The organism is Rhodococcus sp. ACPA1, from assembly GCF_002300195.1.
GTDB lineage: Bacteria > Actinomycetota > Actinomycetes > Mycobacteriales > Mycobacteriaceae > Rhodococcus_F > Rhodococcus_F opacus.
Genome location: NZ_NSDX01000004.1, coordinates 660,463 through 679,371 on the forward strand (window position 1 = coordinate 660,463; position 18,909 = coordinate 679,371).

Genomic DNA, 18,909 nt, shown 5'->3' on the forward strand with positions numbered 1-18,909 from the left:
CAGGCCGTGCGGATGAGGTCAGCGCACGTCGACCCACCCACGGGATGCGACCGATGCCGTGATGGCGTCGAGGGTTTCGGCCGCGGCAACGGCGTCAGCGATCGTTGCGCCCTGGGGCTTTCCGTCGACGATCGAGGTGATGAAGTTGTTCCCCTCGATGACCTTGAGGTCGTCGTAGCTCATCGAGGATGCGGAACCCGGCTGGAAGCGGGCGTACGCTCCGGCGTCGGGGCCCACCCACACCGTCGTGATCGACTGGTCCTGATACTTGCTCCCGAGGCTCGTTCCGAGTTCGTTCATCCTGCGGAAGTCCCAGTACACCGCACCCCTGGTGCCGTGGATCTCGAACCCGTAGTTGTTCTGCTCGCCGACGGCCACACGGCTGGCGTCCAGCGTGACCCGTCCGCCCGAGGACAGGCGAACCAGCGCGCTGACGAAGTCGTCGTTCTCCACCGGCCCCAACTTGCCGCCCGTCGCGCGCGCATGCCCGCTCGTGGCACCCGTCGGGATGGCGCGCTGGGGGATGAAGATCGCGGTGTCGGCCACGACTGCGTCGATGTCGCCTAGCAGGTACCGGACCAGGTCGACACCGTGCGAGGCAAGGTCACCCAGAACGCCCGACCCGCCGCGCGCGTTCTCGTAACGCCAGCTCAGCGCGCCGTCCGGATGCGCGGCGTAGTCGCTGAGGAAGCGGAATCGCGAGTGCGTGATGGTGCCCAGCTCGCCCGACGCGATGAGGTCGTGCGCCATCGCAACGGCGGGTGCGTTTCGGTAATTGAATCCGACGGTCGACTGGACACCTGCCTTCTCGACGGCGGCGGCGACTGCCGTCGCATCCTCGGACGACAGCCCGACCGGCTTCTCGATCCAGATGTGCTTGCCCGCCTCGGCCATCGCGACGCCGATCTCGCGGTGCAGGAAGTTGGGTGCGGTGATGCTGACCGCGTCGATGCTCTCGTCGGCGGCGATGTCACGCCAGTCGATCAGCGCTGCGCCGAACCCGAATTGGGCGGCGGCCTCCTCGGCGCGGCCGGGTACCTCGTCGGCGACGGCGCCCAGACGGATCGACGGCGTTTCCGGGAAGTGGTGGCGCTGACGCAGATACGCGTTCGTGTGTACTCGGCCCATCCAGCCGAATCCGGCGACGGCCACTGCGATTTCGGTGGGGTTGACGTTGGTCAAGATCGACTCCGGAACTGATCGGTGCGGCATGTGTCTCTACGACAGTGCTGCGCGCCGGGAGCGAAGTCAATCATTTGTGCTGACAAAGTGGCTCTCGAGGCGATTTTGATGGCTTTTCGACCCATTCGGACCTCACACCACCGCGCGCGGAGGGGACCGCTGATCGCCCGACCAGCGGTCCCCTTCCGTGCAGCCGGTGTCCCTCACCCGGATCAGACCAGCGCACGTCCATCAGCGGCTACGCGCCCGCGCGTCGCACCAATGCCGGTACGCCGGCGTCGACCCGAACCATCCACTGATCCAGCGACTCGAACATCTCGTCCCCCGACGGCCCACCGGGAACAGGGAGTTCATGCAACGCTTGGCCTTCCGAAGGAACCAGCGAAACCTGAGGCGGAACGTCCTCACCCGATGCCGGCCCCGACGCTCCGTCTGCAGTTCGCAGGACAGCGGCGAGAATGCTGCCCTGTTCGTCCGTCAGGACCTGCATCCGGGAAACCCTTGGCGATTCCTGTGTCGTCATGCGAGGACGCCTCCTTCCAGATGGAACCACACGCCCGAAGTGGAACTGTTGTGAATGCCGAGCACGTAGTACTGCTTGCTGGGGCCGCCGAACACCGGTGCGTTGGCGGTGCCCTGCCACTGCGTCATCAGGATCTTCGTGCCACCACCACCCTGGCTGGCGTCGAGTCTCGCAGTCGCCAACTGCGGCCCCTTCCAGATGTCTCCAAACGAGAAGGAGAATTGATTCGCCTGCCCAGCGGCGAGAAAAAGCCCCTGAGGGGTTGTCGACCAAGCCATTTCGGTGTCCTTTCGTCGAATCACGATTGCGATACAGGACCGACCGTACGAGGAGATTCGACAGTGGAACCGAGTAGTCGACTACTCGAATCTCGTGGGCGAGGGCCTGACCGGTCGACGCTTCGATCGAACGAACACGGAAACGAGCAACGGTCAGGTGGTCAGTTTCCGTTGCCGGTTCGCTGCCCGCCGGATCTGAAGGATCCGGACACCGCCGACGAGCGCCATGATCACGGCGCCTGCGATGGCCGCGAACAGCAGGGTGACCCCGAGCGGGACCGTGAACTCCCAGACGAACAGTTCCAGGACGACGCTGTCGAGATTCTGCAGGATGAACACGAGAAGCAGGACCAGGACGAGAATGCCGATGACCAGACCCGTCCAGGTCGCCCCGGTACGGGTGTGCTTGATCCCCTTGCCTCTCGCCACATCCGGCGGCATCCCGGAACCCGCGTCGAGGGGACGCGGGTCGGAAGACGGCACCTCACCGCCGGGCGGGTGGCGCGGTCCGGAGTTCGGCGTTTCGTCCGTTGGGGGCAACATGAGATCCGATTACCCAGGCCGTCACCCCACCAACCGGGTCACGGCTGTTCCCTCAGGCACGTCGGGTTGTCGATCATCGTGGTGTAATCGCCGGGGGCATGTAACGGTCGATCAAATCCTGGATGGGATCCGGCACCACCTGCGGTGGCGGTGTCGGGTCCTGCACGAAGGCGCCGAGAACGTCACTGGTGTGCTGGTCGGCGGTGCCGTACGTGTTGGCCGATACCGAGAAATCGGGTCCGAAGGACGCGGAAGCGACAATGCTGGGCCCGTAGTCCGACCACCCCCATTTGGTTCCGGTCACCGACGGCAGCCGCCCGGTGCCCCAGTTCTGATGGGTGCCGTCGGCGGCGACGGGGGCCGCGGTGGCCATCCACTCCAGAATCTGGCTGTCCGGATCGGTGGTCTTCTTCGCCTCGAGAAACGTCACGGTGTCCGCGGTGCTGGTAACCGCATCGCCCCAGAATCCGGAGCCCCGGGTACTGGTGAGCCGATACTCGGCGGCGATCACATCGATCGACTGCGGGTACTTGGCGTACGCCTGCGAGGCGGCGTTGTCGTCGCTGTCGCGGATCATCCGCTGTCCGAGCGCGAAGTCCTCGGGCGAGCCGTCGCCGTGCCGGAGCATGTAATCGGCTACGTACAGTTTCACGATCGACAAACCCGGCCGGGCTTCCCCCTGATTCGCCGTCCCGACGCGGGTTCCGCTCGGGGTGTGCATGAACGACAGCGCCGTCCGCGCGGGCACGTCGTCGATCCTGTCGGGCGTCGGCGCCGAGTGGGCCGTCATTCCGGACGCGGACGCAACGAGCCCGGCGACCAACAGGGACAGCGCACCGCGGCACGCCCAGTTCTTCATACCGCCCGAATACCCCGTTCGACCCCGCCTCAGCCGTCCCGATCATCGGAAATTTGCCAGCGCTCACGGCCTCGATCAGGACGTCTGCCTGGTCATGGGAATCCGCGCCGTCATCGTCATGGATGGACTCGCGGGTTCTCCGCGCGCTGAGCACATGCGCCCGGATAGGATCAGGGTCCTGCAGGCCGGACGGATCAGATTGATGTGGAGTTCGAATCAGTGGCTGACATCGGTCGGGCGACGGTCATTCTCGACGCCATCGCTGAGAGCAACGGGCCGCTGACCCTGACCGAACTTGCAGCGAAGACGGGGCTTCCGCGGTCGACGGTCCATCGACTGATCCAAGCGTTCGAGCAGGAGCTGTACGTGGTTCGAGTGCCCGAACGCCCTGGATACGTTCTGGGGCCGGGGCTGTTGAAGTTCGGGATGAACGCACACTTGCGGCTGCTGGCCGCCAATCGTGGCTCTCTGGTGTCACTGGCGCGGTCGGTCAACGAGAACGTCGAGTTGGCGGTATTCAGTGGCCGGGAGGCGGTGGTGGTGGACCAGATCGCTGCGCCGGAGCGCCTGAAAGGTGTCACCAAGGTCGGTAAGAGCTTCTCCCTGCATGCGAGTTGTATCGGTGTGGCGCTGCTGGCGCAACTTCCCGATGACCGAGTGGCTGAACTCCTGCCGCAACACTTGCAGCGGTTCACTGCGAATACCATCACCGATCATCACGCGTTGACCGATCGGCTGGCCGAGGTGCGACGTTCGCATATTGCAGTCGACATCGAGGAGCACGACGTCGGAATCTGTGCCATCGCTACCGGCATGACCGGGCCGACAGGTGCTGTGCAGGCAATCGCCGTGGTGATGCCGACCCGCCGATTCAAGGAGAAGGCGCACATGGCAATTGACAGTCTGCAGCTGGTCAACCGACTCGTTCAGCCCAGTCTTGCTCGTGGTCGACTCCGGGTGAGCCAGCGTGCCGCCGAGGATGCCGGCGGCGACTAGCGAGTAGCCTGACACTGCACCAGGGTCGGGATAGATCCAACACGAGAGGCTGACGCCGTGCGTCGTGCAGCAATTCGTCGTTCGTTCGTAGCCTGGGCCGCGGCATCCGTGGCCGTCCTCGCGATCCCGCTCTGCTCGTCCGCCACCGTGATGGCGAAGACGCCGCCGGTCCCGGCAGCGACGACCACGGCGTTCCAGGTCCCGGTGCGGTTCGTCGCAGGATGTCTGTTGCTGACCGTGTTGGCCTGTGACTACCCGCCGCCGCTATCGACCGTGACGCCGTCAGCAACGACGGGTGCATCCGGCGTGGTGACCTTTGCGGCGGAGCGTTCAGCGACGAACTCGACCTACTGCGTCGCCGTGTGGGTGAACTGGCGGAACCTGACCACCGGCGTCGCCGGCACTACCACCCTCCGACTCGTGGAGTCCGACCACAGTCGGCCCACCGCACCGGAGGATCGGTGCCGATACGCCCCCGCGACGGTCGTCACCGGCAGCGGCACGATCGCGGCGGTCGCCGCGGTCGGCGCACACCCTCCTGTCGACGGGTACCAGATACTGGTCCACCCGGGGTTCGGCACCTTCCCTGTCCCGTAGAGCACGTGTGCTAAAGGACCGGGCAGTGCGTCGGCCCTTCTCAGGTGGAGGCTTTCACCCCGACCGAAGGTTCGCCGGCCGGGCTGCCATCGGAGATGGCGTCGGCCGCTTTCGAGTTCGACGCGCGATCGGTGAGGTAGAGGACGAACACAGCCACCAGGCAGATTGCGGCCGCCGCGCCGAACGCGGTGAACAGACCTTGCGCTCCCCCGGAGGCCACCGCCGCACCGCCGATCACGGGGCCGAGGAAGGCACCGATGAACGAGGTGCCATTCGACCATCCGAGGGCGGTGGCGCGGACCGGGAGTGGGTAGATGTCGGCTGTGGTGGTGTGGATGAGGTTCATGGTGGAGTGCCCGCCGATTCCCATCAGCGCGATGCACGATGTCGTTGTGACGATCGACGGGGGAAGCGCGAGCATTCCGAGTAGTCCGGCGAGGGTGCAGGCCGCGGTGAGGACGGCGACGAGGGCACAGCCGCGCCGGTCGGCTGCCCAGGCGCTGAGGAACGAGCCTGCTACTGCTGCGCCGGTCAGGGTGAAGGTGAACAGCAACGCTGTTCCCAACGAGTATCCGCGAGCGACCATGGCCTGCGTGGCCCAGACGTTCAGACCCTGCCAGGCGACCATGTTGGCTATTGCGCACAGGGCGATAACCGCTGCGATGAGCGCACCTTTGCCTCCGAAGAGTGTGGTGAGCTTGCGGCGGCTGCTCCACTGACGTCCCGCGAGTTCCTGAGGGGTGTTCGCGGGGATCGTCATGACAGCGACTGCTGTGAGAATGGCCAGTGCGGTGCCACCTCCGATGAAGAACATTGCCCGCCAACCGAACGCGGGCAGGACAGGAATCGCCACCAACGAGGCGATGACACCTCCGAGCGGTATCCCGGCCATCGTGATCGTCACCACCAGTGACGCCCGCCGAGACGGGGCGCAGTTGCGCGCTACGGTCATCGCGGTCGTGAGCGACCCGCCCACTCCGAAGCCGGTGACGAACCGGGCGATCCCCAGCATCATTGCGCTGACCGAGATTCCGGTCAGCAGTGCACCGAACGCGAAGAGTCCGACCGCGAGGATCAATACGCGTTTGCGTCCGATGCGTTCGGCGAGTGCCGGGGACACGACCGACCCCAGAATCGCGCCGATATAGAGGAAGCCACCGATCAGGCCGGTTTGTTCGTCGGTGACATGCAGCGTGGTGTCCGTGAGCAACAGCGGGACCACCGAGCCGTACACGATCATGTTGAAGCCTTCGATGACCGTGATGACCATGCACAGGGCGATGATGCCGGTATTCGCTCGAGCCTCGTCTGGCGCGGAAGTTACTGGCGGAGAAGGAAATTGCATGTGGCACTCCAAGAGATCGGCGCCCGGGGGCGGTGATGTGCGTCATCTTGACGGACAAGAGTGACCTGGAGAACCGGTTTGTCCCGAAAACCGAGACAGGAGGGTGATGCAGGACACAAGGCGGAAGGTGCCATGCCCCCCGGCGAGGCCGGGGGGCATGTTGCACGGCAACGATATGGATCGGCCCGGACGCTCCGACGGGGCCGGATCACGCAGCAGCCGGGAACGAACCCCCCGTCACCACGGCGCGGTGGGAGGGTGTTCGTCCCGGTGTTCTGCGACGTAGAGCGCAGGAAGCAGCCGAGACAGGAATGTGAACTCGTTGTAGGCGTGCTGCAGCAGGCCCTGGGCCATCTCCGTAGGGAGGGCGAGTTCGACTTCGGTCGGATCCAGCCCGGCCGCGGGCAGGTCGGCGCCGAGGTAGAAGTGGCTGCGCAGTGCCAGTCCCCAGTCGGTGTCACGGCCGATGTGGATCAGGCGGCCGCCCAGGACGCGTCCGGTCTCGTCGCGTGGGGGCTCATGACCCGAACTGATTCGTCCGGTGATCGCGCAGCTGACGTGTCCGCACCCACGCGCCTCGCGGTACCTGTCGGCGTCGAAGAACTCCTCCGGATCACGGAACTGGATGAGCAGTTCGGAGTCCGGGATGTCGGTCAGCTTCTCCACCACGATGTGCTCGCTGCCGACGTGGGTGTCCGGGGACAAAGAGCCTGCCCAGGTGCTCGAGACATGGTCGATGGGGTGCCACCAGATGTACTTCTGGGTGTCACAACGCCAGCGGAACCACCATTCGAGCATCTCGCCGGTGCACCCGTGCATGTCGGTGCGGGCGGCGACGTGCAGCGACCCGTCTTCGAGACGCTCGTACCCCATCTCCAGGGGGAGCGGGTTGGGATCCAGGAGGGGGTCCCAGTTGTTGTTCAGTGTTGCCACTGCGTTTCACTTTCTCTCACTGGGCAAGATTCGTGGCGTGGAAAATGCGTAGCCGCCACCTTCCGTCGTCTTCTTTCACCCACACCGAGCTGGTCACGCTTCGGACCTGACGGATGACGTCGGCGCGACGGACGGTGGCGGCCATCGTCCCGGTGAGGATCACCGCACCCGCAACGGCGTCGTGGTGGTCGGTGGTGTGGCTGAGGGTCTCGTAGGACACCTCCTCGCGGGTCAGCGCGCCGAGGTAGTCCTGCTTGGTGTCGCATCCACCATGAGAATGCGTGTAGCGCAGGTGCTCCGACAGCAGCCGGTCGAGTGCGGTCACGTCGCCGCGCTGCATTGCCTCGTACCGCTCACGCTCGAGGCCTCGAATGTCAGTGCGGAGTCCGGTCACCGGGGGCCTCCGATCGGGGTGCTCAGCACGCCCAGCCGGTCGACCTCGACCTCGACCTCGTCACCGTCGTGGAGGAGCCACGTGGGCTCGCGAACGTAGCCGACACCCTCGGGGGTACCGGTGGCCACGACATCACCAGGATGCAGCGTCATGGTCTGACTGACCAGGGACAGCACCTGCCCGATGTCGAAGATCATCGACTTGGTGTTGCCGTCTTGCACGGTGACACCGTTCACGCGCGTCTGCAGCCGCAGCCCGTCCCGCAGATCGCCCACCTCGTCGGTGGTGACCAGCGGACCCATCGGGCCGCTCTTGTCCCCGTTCTTGCCCAGGGTCCACTGAGCGGTGAGTTTCTGCGCTTTGCGTGCGGTCAGGTCGTTGAACGTCGAGTACCCCAGGACCGCGGTGCGGGCGGTGTCGGGATCGACGTCGGTCAGGGGTGCTCCCACGTATGCGGCGATTTCGCCTTCCCAGTCGAGTCCCGCCTCGTTCGCCGGGACGGGGACCGGCACACCGCCGACGCTCAGCGACGCCGTCCACCGCCCGAAGATGGTGGGGTACTGCGGCACGGTGAATCCGCCCTCGTCGGCATGCGCGTGGTAGTTCAGGCCGATGCACAGCACCCGGGCGGTATCGGGCACGAGCGGAACCTCGGTCACGTCGGTGATCGGCCGGCCGTGGGCAGGATCGGCGGCGGCTGCCCGCTCGAGGTGCCCCTGCGGATCGGACCAGAACACCGCCTTCTCGGCGAGCACGATCGCCCGGTCCTCGACGACTCGCGCGACCTGGGTGACACCGGTGGCGGAATCGCGAATACCGATCAGTTTCATCGAATTTCATCCTTCATATCTAGGTCGGTGGGGTTTCAGGAGGTAACCAGTGCGGGGTCGAGTGCGCCGCGCAGCGCCGCCACCAGCTCCGCTACCTCCGCGGGGCCGGTGGCAGTGCCGTACAGGTAGAAGTCGGGGCGCACCAGCACCGCGTCGACGGCGAGGTGGTCGAGCCAACGCCGGTATCGACCCTCGGCATCACGCACCTGCAGATGGTTGCGAACACCGTCTGCATCATCGACCACGCATACGGTCAGACCGAGCCGGGCCAGCGCGTCGGAGTTCTCGTCGCTCAGCTGCGCCAGTGTCTCGTCGTTGCGGGCGATCAGTGCGCCTGCTCCGCCGAGGACGTCGTCGAGCAATAGGGGCGCGGTCGCCTCCGCGCCGACCCGGGCCTGAATCGACAGGGTGCCGCCATGCGGTCCGCGGTGCAGGCCGGTGCCGAGTCGCGGCCTGGGAGGTGCCGGTGGCGCGGATCCCTCGGCCCGTTCAGTGATCATGTGCTGGTCTCGGCGTGCGGCTTCGTCGGGATCGGTGAGGCAGATGACCTTGCCCAGCCCCATCGAGAAGTCGATGAACTCGGAGACGTGGGCGATGCGTTCGGATCCGTAACTGTCGAGGATGTCGGGGTGGGCGGTGCCGTCGAGCACGGCCGACAGCTTCCACGCCAGGTTCATCGCATCTCGTAGTCCGGCACACAGGCCCTGTCCGGCGAACGGGGGCATCAGGTGCGCCGCATCGCCGGCGATCAGGACGCGGCCCTTGCGCCAGTCCAGCGCCCATCCGGCCTGGAAGGTGTACGTCGAATGACGTTCGAGTTCGGCGTTGGTCGGATCGACCCCGTAGCGGGACAGCAGCGACCAGGCGAACTCGGCGCGGTCGATGTCCTCGATCTTCTCGTGGGGAAGCCGCATGAACTCCCACCGGCGTCGTCCGGGTCCGCCGGGCACCATGGTGCACGGGCGGGCGATATCGCACGTCTGGCGGGCGATGTGCGGGAACTGCCGCTCCGCAGCGGGTGCGACGTCGACCACCAGCCAGTCGAAGAAGTAGCCGTGGTCGTGCCACGCCGACCCGATGTCGGTGCGGACCCGACTGTTGGCCCCGTCCGCACCGATCAGGTAGCCGGTGGTCAGCTCACACGGTGCCCCGTCGGTGGTGTCGGTCAGCGTCACGGTGACCGAGCCGCCGTCGTCGCGGTGGCCCTGGTACTCCCAGCCGCGCAGGACGGTGACGTTGGGCAGGGACTCGAGCAGCTCCTGGAACTTGCCTTCGAGGGCGGGCTGGTGGAAGAAATAGGTGTTGTACCAACCAGATTCGCCGATTCCACTCCAGTCCACCTCCAACAGGACATCCTCACGGGCGTTCTGCCACACGTACATCCCGTCGTACGGTTCGGTCACGTCGGGCATCGTGTCGGGAGCGAGCCCGACCGCTTGGAAGATCCGGGCCGCCTCGGAGTCGTGGGTCACCGCACGCGGCAGTGCGAAGCTGTCGACGAACCGTTCGGCGACGGTGATGCGGTGCCCGGCTTCGGCGAGGCGCAACGCCAAGAGTTTTCCTACCGGACCGCATCCGATGATCAGGACATCCGAATCCAACGTGCTGTGCATGGTTCCCCGCTTTCGAGGTCGTCAGGTGAATCGGTGGCGATGCCGCGGCCACCGGCGCGAAGTCTGTCGAGGGCCTCACGGTAGGGACGCTGCACGACGCGGGAAAGGTCGTTGTCCCGCATTCCAGGACAGCGGCGTTGTCCGGGCCACAATTCCGCCGGAGTTCTGCGATGCCCCTGTACCGGGATCCGGGACAGGGCACTTCTGCCATCGCCTCCTCTCCTTTAGCGTTCCTCGCACTGCCTGTCCCAGGCCACGTTCGTCACCTTTTCGGAGAGGACACCCAAGTGTCTGCACTGCATGAGGCGCCCCAGACGGCTACCAAGCTGCTCGTGACCGCCATGGGCCTGATCGATACGTTCGACCCCCGGCAACGGGCGACCGCGATCATCGACGACTTCGACGACCCGCGGCGGCTGAACTGGGACATCATCCCCAAACCGGACCGCACCGGCATCCCGCTCCACCAACTGGACCGCCACCAGAAGGTGCTGGTGTGGGATCTGATCCGATTGGCCGTGCCGCTGCGCACCTTCACCAAGGTGCTCGCGATTCCGCAACTCGAGCACGTGCTCCGGGACTACGAGCAGGACTTCCTCGGACCGGCACTGCAGACCTGGCGCACCTCGGATTCGTACTTCCTGACCTTCTTCGGCCGCCCCGGCTTCGAGGACACCTGGACGATGCGATTCCTCGGGCACCACGTCTGCCTCAACCTGACGATCGTCGACGAGCGGTGGATCTCCGCCACCCCGGTCGCGCTGGGCGCGCAGCCCACCGAATACGACGGGGTACTCAAACCGCTCGCCGACGACGAGGGCCTGGCCTTCGACCTGCTGGCCTCCCTCGACGACGAGCAGCGCGACCTCGCCGTCATCCACGACGTCGCACCCGCCGACTTCGTGACCCGTCAGGTGCCGCGGATCGGGGCCTACGAGTACCCGGACCACTACGACCTCGGCATGCCCGGCTACACCATCACCGACGCCGACCGGGTCGCCCTGAAATTCGTCCGCGACCGGCCGTCCGGGATCAGCGGCGCAAAATTGTCCGGTGACCAGCAGCACGCACTGCTGGGACTCGTCGACTGCTACCTCGAACGACTGCCCGAGGAGGCCGGCGAACGCCACCGGCAGGCGCTGCGCGACGGGGGCATCGACCGGGTGTTCTTCGCGTGGGCCGGGGCGCAGAAGCGCGGCGCACCGCACTACTTCCGCGTCCACACCGACCGGTACCTCATCGAGGCGGTCAACGCCGTCGGCGGCGGAAATCACCTGCACACCGTGCTGCGGGACTTCGACAACGACTTCGGACACGACCTCCTCACACTCCACGCCGGGACCGACTCGAAGTGGGGCCGCGGGCACCTGAGCAGCCGGTCCATCTCGAGCGCCGACGCCGACGCAGATCCCGGTCTCGAACACTGACCTCGCCCACCCTGCGCACCACGATCCTTTCAGGAGAGAGGCCTATGCCGGCCCACACCGTCCGTTCCGGGCAACACGATCGCGTTGCCGCACATACCGATTACTGGGAGTGGCAGCTCCACGCACGCTGCCGCAGGTTGGGAGCGACAACTTTCTTTGCTCCGGACGACGAGACCGGTGGCGAACGGGCCCGCCGGGAGCGCGATGCGAAGAAGATCTGTTCCTTCTGCGAAATCCGGTCGCAATGTCTCACTCACGCGATGCGGATATCCGAAAGCTACGGAGTATGGGGCGGCACCACCGAGCGAGAACGCGCCAATCGCGAACCCACGCACATGTAGGGCACGCGTAATCCATGCCCTCCGGAGTCCGCCGGGGATCATGCGCTGTGTCGTGTCAGCCGCCAGCCGCGACCGGCGGCGATGAAACCGGACATTGCTCCGAGGACCGCGCTGAAGATCGGTTTCCCGAGTCGGTGCGCCGGTGGCACCGTCGGTGCACACTGAACTCAGCCACGCGGCCCGGATCGCTGCTCTTACCGGAACCGCGGAGGCGGTGCAGGAGGACCGGATGTTCCACCGCGGCGAGCACGCCGTCACCGAAGCTCCCACGCTCGACGAGGACCTGCTCGTCGAGCCCGTAGCCCGCCGTCGCCCGTGGGTCGAATTCTTCGCGTCCACGCCCGGACGGCTGTCCGTGCTGGGGATCGCGCTCGTCGCCGCGGTCATAGCGGCGGGCGCGATCACCTCGGCAGCGGTCGGCGCGCGGCAGCAGCGGGTCGAGACACTCCGCACCCACACCGAGCCCCTGGCAAACGCCGCCCAGGCCCTCTACAGCTCGCTGTCGATCGCCGACGCCGCCGCGACCGCGTCGTTCGTCTCCGGTGGCGGTGGCGGTGGTGTCGAGTCGACTGCCGGCGCGGAGCAGTTCACCCAGGCGATCGGGGACGCGTCGAACGCACTGGTCACGGCGACCAATGGGGTGTCGTCGCAGGACGCCGAATCGCTGGCACTGCTGTCGGACGTGGTGCGCGACCTCGCCGAGTACTTCAACCTCGTCGCCACAGCTCAGGCGAACGACCGGGCCGGTAACCCGGTCGGGGTGGCGTATCTGGCCGATGCGTCCGCGCTTATGCAGGCCACGATCCTCCCGTTGGCGGAGCGACTCTACGTCCATCAGGCCGAGGCGGTCGCCGAGACCCAGACGCACACCGCCCAGCTGCCCGCGACCGCCTTCACGGTGACCGCGGCCGCCCTCGTCGCTCTCGTTCTCGCCCAGCTGTACCTCGTCCGGAAGAGCAAGCGCCGGTTCAACCCCGGCCTCGCCGTCGCCACCCTGCTCATGGCCGGGCTTCTGCTGTGGCTGATCGCCGGAAGCCTGGTGTCGACGTCGGCGAGCGAACACGCGAGAACCGAAGGAACACAACCCATCAACGCGGTTGCCCGCGCACGCATCCTGGCGCAGCAGGCCCGCGCCGACGAAACTCTCGCCATCCTGCAACGCGGGTCCGACACCCAATCGGAAATCGACTACGCGCGGCACTCCCAGGCATTGTCCGACGAACTCACCCGACAGCTGGAGAGCTCGCACGGTCGCGCCGCCGAGCAACACCTTCGTGACGCCGTGACGGCCCGCGACGGCTGGCTGGCCGCGCACCGGGACATCGAGATCGCCCTCGAGCGCGGTGACTACCCGACTGCCGCGGCGATCGCCGCCGGATCCGGCTCGGGCACGTCGTCGACGCAGTTCGCCGCCCTGGACGAGTCCCTCCGGAACGCGATCGACCGACTCCGCGACGACGAGGCCAACGCGGTGGCGGACGTCTACCGGTCGATGTCGGCACTGGCAGTCGGTAGCATGATTGTTGGCGTGTCCTGCGGATTCGCCGTCGGCGGGGGGATCTGGCCGCGACTGAACGAGTACCACTGATGACACAGGTGAGGCGTTCTAGACCGGGGGCCAGACCGTGTGTCCGTCAGCTCGTCGGCGTTCTCGCCGTCGCTGTCCTCGCCGGCTGCGCCGCACCCGACCCTCTCACCCCGCCCGTCACGGGCACGTACACCGCACGACCGATGACCGACGGCGCACAGATCATCCCGCCCACGGACAGTCCGCCGCCGGAGCCACCGGCGCTCGAATCCTGCGGGGCCCTTGCGAGCCTGCGCCCCGGCCCGCAGCCCCCGCCCGGGCAGATGCCGCCCGGTGGATCACTTGCCGAGATCGCGGGGCGGGGCCGGTTGATCGTCGGCGTCGACCAGAACACCAATCTGTTCAGCTTCCGAGACCCGACCACCGGCACCCTGCAGGGGTTCGAGATCGATGTGGCGAAGGAGATCGCCCGCGACATCTTCGGCGATCCGACGAAAGTCGAGTTCCGGCTGCTCACCACCGCCGGCCGGTTCTCCGCACTCGAGAACAACGACGTCGACGTCGTCGCACATGGATTCTCGATCACGTGCGAACGCGCCCAACGCGTCGGTTTCTCCACCGAGTACGTCCGCGCCTTCCAGCGTATTCTGGTCCGTCGCGGTTCTGACATCGCCGGACCGGCGGACCTGGCCGGAAAACGGGTCTGCACTTTTCTCGACACCACCTCGCTCGGCACCGTCCAACGGGTCGCGCCGGACGCCACGATCATCGCGGTACCCAACTGGGACGACTGCCTCGTCACCATGCAGAAACGGCAGGCCGACGCGACCAGCACCTCCGACTCGCTCCTCGCCGGGCTCGCCTCCCAGGACCCGCATTTTCAGATCGTGGGGCCACGGCTGGAGACAGAAGAGCACTGGGCGATCGGTGTCAACAAGTACAAGGAGGACCTGGTGCGGTTCGTCAACGGCACCCTCGACCGACTACGTGCAGACGGAACGTGGATGAGCATCTACGACCGGTGGATAGCGGCCCCGCTCGGACCCGTCGCGGGCCCGCCCCCGGCTACCTATCGCGATTGAGGGGCTTAAAAAAGTCGGGCGCCGTTTCGAACCGCACATATCCCTCGTCGAGGATGCCGCGAGCGAGGCACTCTTCGAGGAGAAATAAAAATGCAGACCGACTTTGGTGCGTCAAAATTCCCGATGATCGCACCCAAAGTCGTGTGCACATATCCGTGGCGGTCGAATTATTCCGCCCCGCGCTTCACTAGCTAATTTCGGGTTTCGGGGTTGCTCCCCTGGGTCGGGATGTCGCCTCTTTCGCACAGGTTGCGAGCTGGTGCGCCCGAGTCCTCGCGACGGCGTGCAGCCGCCGCCGAAACACATTCAAACTGATCAGGGCGGCGGCCCGGCTGCCCCCAGGCGAGCCGGGCCACCGCTGTCCCGAATTGCTCCGTCGGTCAGCCGAGGCCGATGCCGCCGCCGAAGGTGACACTCAGCCACTTCAGGAACGCCTCGAACGCGACGTTGAAGTCGATTCCTGCAGAACCCATCTGAATTCACTCCTCTCCTGGTGATGAAAATCCACGGGATCGTCGATCGCCGCTTACTCCATTTATCGCGTTCGCGATCGCGGGACGTTTCACCAAACCTGGATATTCTCACATTCTGAAATTTAACAACCGTCCATATTGATCTGAACAATGGATCGTTGAACACGCCATTCCATGTGAAGGTTCTTTTGTTTTTCATGTTCATTCAAGTGAATTGTGAGCAATCAGAGCAGCCACAGGAGGTGGCGGGGATCGAGATGGCCGCTCGGGTGCGGGGATCACGTTCGAGTGTCTGGGGCGGGTCGGTTCTCCGGGCGGGGGTGGGCCCGGGCCCAGGCGGCGTAGCGGGCGGCGAGGGGGGCGGCGGTGAGTCCGTGCGCCAGGACGGAGAGTGCGATCGTGATCACCGCGGTGGTCAGGAGTAGTTCTTCGTGGGGTAGCTCGCCCGGTTCTTCGAGGATGAGGATGACGAAGACGATGGTGGCGAGGCCGCGGGGCCCGAACCAGCCGAGAAAGGCCAGGGTCGGGGCGCGTGGGTGGGTGCCGACAAGGGACAGTGCGACGGGGATCATCCGGACGACGGTCAGGCTCACGACGGCGTACCCGAGCACGGCCCAGGAGAGACTGCCGAGTGCGGGACCGAGCAGCACGGCGCCGAAGACGATGAAGGTCACGGCGCTGAACAGGTCACCGGTCTCGTCGATCATGTGCCCGGCGTCGTCGTCGACGTCGGCGCGGCGCCGGAGCGCGCCGAAGGTCAGTCCGCCGACGAACGCGGCGATGAATCCGGAACCGCCGAGCGGCACGGCGGCGGTGTAGGCGAGCAGTGCCGCGGTCACCGGCACGGTGTGCGCCCACAGCGGATCGAGGGCGTGGCGCCGACTGGCCGTCACCAGGACCGTGGCGGCGAGTACGCCTGCCACGACCCCGGCGACGACCCCGTATCCGATCTGCTCGATGACCAGACGGGCGGCCGCACCATCGCCGATCGCGCCCGCTTCGGCTTGCGCGATCGCGAGCACGATCAGGAACAACGGCACACAGATACCGTCATTGAGGCCGCTTTCGACGTTCAAGCCCTGGCGTATCCGCATCGGCAGCACGGGGAGGGTGACCACGGCCTGACCGAGCGCGGCGTCGGTGGGGGCGAGGATCACCGCGAGCAGCAACGCCTCGGGCCAGGCGAGATCGCCGAGCACGATTGCGGCGGCACCGAATCCGGCCGCGATGGTCAGCGGCAGACCGATACCGAGAAGTCGCGCAGGTAAGGAAATCTCGGTGCGGAGTTCGGCCAGGTCGACGTGTGCAGCGTCGGAGAACAGCACCAACGCCAGGGTCACCTCGGCCAGCAGTTTGACGATCTCGGCGGTGGCGTGCACGTCGACCACGCCGGCCGCCTCCACACCGAGCAGGAGCCCGGTGACGGTGAAGACGATCGGGGCGGTGATCGGCGTTCCCGCAACGCGCCGGGAGATCCCCGCGAAGCCGAGCAGGACCACGGCGATCGCGGGCAGCGCCCACGTCATGGCGGCCACGCCTCACACCCGGTCGATATCGCCGTGGCGCGAGGCCGAGTCGTGAGACCACAACCCTCGATTCGCATGATGAATCCCCTGTCCCATCGTCGTCCTCACAGGTTGCGGAAATGCCTGTCGCACTGTTCGTTGTCGCTAACCGTTTATCTCGCCGGTCGATATGGCCGTGCGGCTCGGTCTCTGTCGGGATGCCAGGTCGAGACGGCCCAGATCACCACGGCGTTGAGGGCGATGATCGTGATCGCCCACATGGGGTAGTAGGGCAACCAGAGGAAGTTGACGACGATCGAGATTGCGCAGATCACCATGGCGCCCCCTCGCGCCCAGGTGGCACCGGTGAACAGGGCGATTCCGGCGGCGGTGACGATCGCGCCGAGAACCAGGTGGGTCCACCCCCATGCGGTGAGGTCGAATTGGTAGGTGTAGTCGACCCCGGTGACGATTACCTCGTCCTTGGAGATCGCGGACAGGCCCTGGAGTAGCTCGAGGACGCCGACGGTGACCAGCAGAACCGCCCCACCCATCGCGGACCCTTGCGCCACACCGCGTTTGACCACAGATTCCTCGGACATGACCGTTTCCCTTCCAGGGCAACGCGTGAAGTTTCCGGCGAACTCCATTGTCCTCCGCTCGGGCCGGTGATGGCGGCAATTCGCGGCAGAAGAGGGTCCGCCGAGTTGTCTCCAGGACCGGGAGCACGGGACGACGCCCACGCGTGATGGTCGGATGCAGACTGCGGAGTGCGCGGTGCCGCTGCAGTAGCCGCCGGCGGCGGTCTATGTGGCGGTTACGCCTCGGGGTTGATCGTCGGCGTCGGGTAGGGGACGTCGGCAGATTTCGTGGGCTTCGTCGGCCGAGAGGCCGAACATGCGCAAGAGGTCCTCGGTGACCTGGTCGGTGTCCTCCGCGTCGTCACGTTCGGGGTGGTCGTGCAGCAGTTGACCCAGACATAGTGCGGCCCCCGCTGTGATTGTCAGGGCCAGTTCGGGATCGCGGACGGTGAACCGGCCCGCACGGGCAGCTGCCTCGATGTCCCGGCGAGCTCTCGGCGCCAGACCTTTGTCCGAGCTGACCAGACTCGGCCCGTCGCGGAGCAGTACTTTGCTCAGTTCGGGATTCCTGCGATGCAGGCGTCCGGTCAGACGGAAGCTCTGCGCAAAGATCTGGGCAGGGTCGTCCAGATCTGCGGTCAGTTCGTCGAGCACCGCGCCGTGGCGGTCGAGGGCCTCCTCCACTGCCGCATGGAAGAGCTCCTCCTTGGTCTGAAAGTGGTTGTAGAACGACCCCATTCCGACATCTGCGGCCTGGGTGATCTCGAGAATCGGGGCGGTCAGTTTCCCTGCCGCCATGAAGGACTGGGCTGCGCGTACGAGTGCGGCGCGGGTACGCGCCTTGCGCCGTTCCAGGCGGTTCGGTGCGTCGGCGATCTGCTCGGTCATGCCTGCGTGCCCTTCTCCTGATCCGTCTGACCTTGCCCTACACTACCCGCGCGTCATCAATATTGACGAATTCCTCAAAATCGGCAACTACTCCACTCCGCGAGCAGTCGCCACATCGGTCCAGCCTAATGGCCGAGGATCTTGATCCCGACCACGAGAACGCCCACGCCGACCAAACCTGCGACGGTGAACAGCTGTTGCCACCAACGCAATTGGGCCATTCGCACGGCGAGTAGAGCAATTACGCCAAGTTCGACGACGAGGATCCACATCGCTATCCACATCGCTGTGGATGTGCTCAGTAGCCCGAAGGCGGCTGCGACCAATGCCAGCAGGGGCAAGACCGCGGCCTCCACGATCTGGCCGGAAGCCTGGAGCATCCGCAGCGCTGCCCGTCCGCGCGGAGTACGGTGGTACGCGCCGAGGTGTGCTACCCAGTCGGCCAGCAGGCTCGCTGCCCAGAACCCGCCGGTGGCCACCGCAACATCCATGACCCGCGCCCATGGGCTCGTCTCGGGAGCCGTATAGCGGACGAGGACGGCGAGCGTCGCCAAACACGTCATCGCGCCGTACACACGCTCCCGCAGGAGCGCGACGACATGCTCCACGGGAATCTCTTCCCGATTCGTCTCGCCGGCCCCGCCAGTCACTTCAGTCACCACGCGAATCGGTTCGAATCTGTCTTGCCCGAGCAACCGTTGCACCAATCCCATTCCAGCCATTCGTATCCCGTCGACGACGCGTCTGCCCGTGGCGGTCGAGGGCCTCCTCCACTACCGCGCGAAAGAGCTCCTCCTCGGCCCGGAAGTGGCGCCGCGCGCGGTTCCAGGCGCTTCGGCGGCTCGGGGACCTGCTCGATCATGCCTGCGCCCGCTCATCTCCTGATCCGCCTGACCTCGCCCCACCCTAGCGCCCGTCATCAATATTGACGAATTCCTCAAATACTCTTGACTGACGATATGGTCGTAAGTGACGATATCGTCATAAATCG

At 66.1% G+C, this 18,909-nt stretch carries 20 protein-coding genes; 6 read left to right on the top strand and 14 right to left on the bottom strand.

The window, feature by feature from the left end:
- Positions 1–18: 18 nt before the first annotated feature.
- The 5 genes from CJ177_RS20995 to CJ177_RS21015 form a co-directional block, all read right to left on the bottom strand.
- Positions 19–1,182 (bottom strand): Gfo/Idh/MocA family protein, encoded by a 1,164-nt coding sequence (locus CJ177_RS20995; RefSeq protein WP_095868812.1) that lies wholly within the window; start codon positions 1,180–1,182, stop codon positions 19–21.
- 238 nt (positions 1,183–1,420) lie between these two features.
- A complete protein-coding gene (locus CJ177_RS21000; RefSeq protein WP_061045099.1) occupies positions 1,421–1,705 on the bottom strand; it encodes a hypothetical protein in 285 nt (94 codons plus the stop codon).
- A complete protein-coding gene (locus tag CJ177_RS21005) occupies positions 1,702–1,887 on the bottom strand; it encodes a hypothetical protein (RefSeq protein ID WP_226955651.1) in 186 nt (61 codons plus the stop codon). The genes CJ177_RS21000 and CJ177_RS21005 overlap by 4 nt, the downstream gene beginning before the upstream one ends.
- A 249-nt stretch (positions 1,888–2,136) precedes the next feature.
- Positions 2,137–2,526 (bottom strand): lipopolysaccharide assembly LapA domain-containing protein, encoded by a 390-nt coding sequence (locus tag CJ177_RS21010; protein WP_061045100.1) that lies wholly within the window; start codon positions 2,524–2,526, stop codon positions 2,137–2,139.
- A gap of 73 nt (positions 2,527–2,599) precedes the next feature.
- Entirely contained in the window at positions 2,600–3,385 is a 786-nt protein-coding gene (locus CJ177_RS21015; protein WP_061697123.1) for a hypothetical protein, read from the bottom strand.
- 219 nt (positions 3,386–3,604) lie between these two features.
- Here CJ177_RS21015 and CJ177_RS21020 point away from each other — a divergent pair, with 219 nt between their 5' ends.
- Both CJ177_RS21020 and CJ177_RS21025 read left to right on the top strand, forming a co-directional pair.
- Positions 3,605–4,381, top strand: a complete 777-nt coding sequence (locus CJ177_RS21020) for an IclR family transcriptional regulator (RefSeq protein WP_005237907.1) — start codon at positions 3,605–3,607, stop codon at positions 4,379–4,381.
- A gap of 57 nt (positions 4,382–4,438) precedes the next feature.
- Entirely contained in the window at positions 4,439–4,978 is a 540-nt protein-coding gene (locus tag CJ177_RS21025; RefSeq protein WP_005237908.1) for a hypothetical protein, read from the top strand.
- A gap of 40 nt (positions 4,979–5,018) precedes the next feature.
- Here the strand turns inward: CJ177_RS21025 and CJ177_RS21030 are convergent, their stop codons facing one another.
- The 5 genes from CJ177_RS21030 to CJ177_RS21050 all read right to left on the bottom strand — a co-directional run bounded on the left by CJ177_RS21030 (position 5,019) and on the right by CJ177_RS21050 (position 10,093).
- Complete coding sequence (locus tag CJ177_RS21030) at positions 5,019–6,323, bottom strand: aromatic acid/H+ symport family MFS transporter (protein WP_095868515.1); 1,305 nt, start codon at positions 6,321–6,323, stop codon at positions 5,019–5,021.
- A 237-nt stretch (positions 6,324–6,560) separates the two neighbouring features.
- On the bottom strand, positions 6,561–7,256 hold the full coding sequence (locus CJ177_RS21035) for a DAPG hydrolase family protein (RefSeq protein WP_005237910.1): 696 nt from the start codon (positions 7,254–7,256) through the stop codon (positions 6,561–6,563).
- 16 nt (positions 7,257–7,272) lie between these two features.
- Positions 7,273–7,650, bottom strand: coding sequence for a nuclear transport factor 2 family protein (locus CJ177_RS21040; protein WP_005237911.1), 378 nt, complete (start codon positions 7,648–7,650; stop codon positions 7,273–7,275).
- Complete coding sequence (locus CJ177_RS21045) at positions 7,647–8,480, bottom strand: fumarylacetoacetate hydrolase family protein (RefSeq protein WP_005237912.1); 834 nt, start codon at positions 8,478–8,480, stop codon at positions 7,647–7,649. The genes CJ177_RS21040 and CJ177_RS21045 overlap by 4 nt, the downstream gene beginning before the upstream one ends.
- 35 nt (positions 8,481–8,515) lie before the next feature.
- Positions 8,516–10,093, bottom strand: coding sequence for a bifunctional 3-(3-hydroxy-phenyl)propionate/3-hydroxycinnamic acid hydroxylase (locus CJ177_RS21050; RefSeq protein WP_061045104.1), 1,578 nt, complete (start codon positions 10,091–10,093; stop codon positions 8,516–8,518).
- 287 nt (positions 10,094–10,380) lie between these two features.
- Here CJ177_RS21050 and CJ177_RS21055 point away from each other — a divergent pair, with 287 nt between their 5' ends.
- From CJ177_RS21055 to CJ177_RS21070, 4 genes are all read left to right on the top strand, one after another.
- Positions 10,381–11,520, top strand: a complete 1,140-nt coding sequence (locus tag CJ177_RS21055; protein WP_025431584.1) for a DUF3500 domain-containing protein — start codon at positions 10,381–10,383, stop codon at positions 11,518–11,520.
- A 44-nt stretch (positions 11,521–11,564) separates the two neighbouring features.
- On the top strand, positions 11,565–11,861 hold the full coding sequence (locus CJ177_RS21060) for a WhiB family transcriptional regulator (RefSeq protein ID WP_095868516.1): 297 nt from the start codon (positions 11,565–11,567) through the stop codon (positions 11,859–11,861).
- Positions 11,862–12,090: 229 nt separating this feature from the next.
- On the top strand, positions 12,091–13,449 hold the full coding sequence (locus tag CJ177_RS21065; RefSeq protein ID WP_025431582.1) for a hypothetical protein: 1,359 nt from the start codon (positions 12,091–12,093) through the stop codon (positions 13,447–13,449).
- Positions 13,449–14,471, top strand: a complete 1,023-nt coding sequence (locus tag CJ177_RS21070) for a glutamate ABC transporter substrate-binding protein (protein WP_095868518.1) — start codon at positions 13,449–13,451, stop codon at positions 14,469–14,471. The genes CJ177_RS21065 and CJ177_RS21070 overlap by 1 nt, the downstream gene beginning before the upstream one ends.
- Before the next feature lie 751 nt (positions 14,472–15,222).
- Here CJ177_RS21070 and CJ177_RS21075 read toward each other — a convergent pair.
- The 4 genes from CJ177_RS21075 to CJ177_RS21090 all read right to left on the bottom strand — a co-directional run bounded on the left by CJ177_RS21075 (position 15,223) and on the right by CJ177_RS21090 (position 18,631).
- Positions 15,223–16,470 (bottom strand): cation:proton antiporter, encoded by a 1,248-nt coding sequence (locus CJ177_RS21075; protein ID WP_025431580.1) that lies wholly within the window; start codon positions 16,468–16,470, stop codon positions 15,223–15,225.
- Positions 16,471–16,622: 152 nt separating this feature from the next.
- On the bottom strand, positions 16,623–17,051 hold the full coding sequence (locus CJ177_RS21080) for a hypothetical protein (RefSeq protein WP_025431579.1): 429 nt from the start codon (positions 17,049–17,051) through the stop codon (positions 16,623–16,625).
- Positions 17,052–17,255: 204 nt separating this feature from the next.
- On the bottom strand, positions 17,256–17,918 hold the full coding sequence (locus CJ177_RS21085) for a TetR/AcrR family transcriptional regulator (protein WP_005237921.1): 663 nt from the start codon (positions 17,916–17,918) through the stop codon (positions 17,256–17,258).
- Positions 17,919–18,043: 125 nt separating this feature from the next.
- Positions 18,044–18,631: a hypothetical protein gene (locus CJ177_RS21090; protein WP_095868519.1), complete on the bottom strand. Its 588-nt coding sequence runs from the start codon at positions 18,629–18,631 to the stop codon at positions 18,044–18,046.
- Positions 18,632–18,909: the final 278 nt, after the last annotated feature.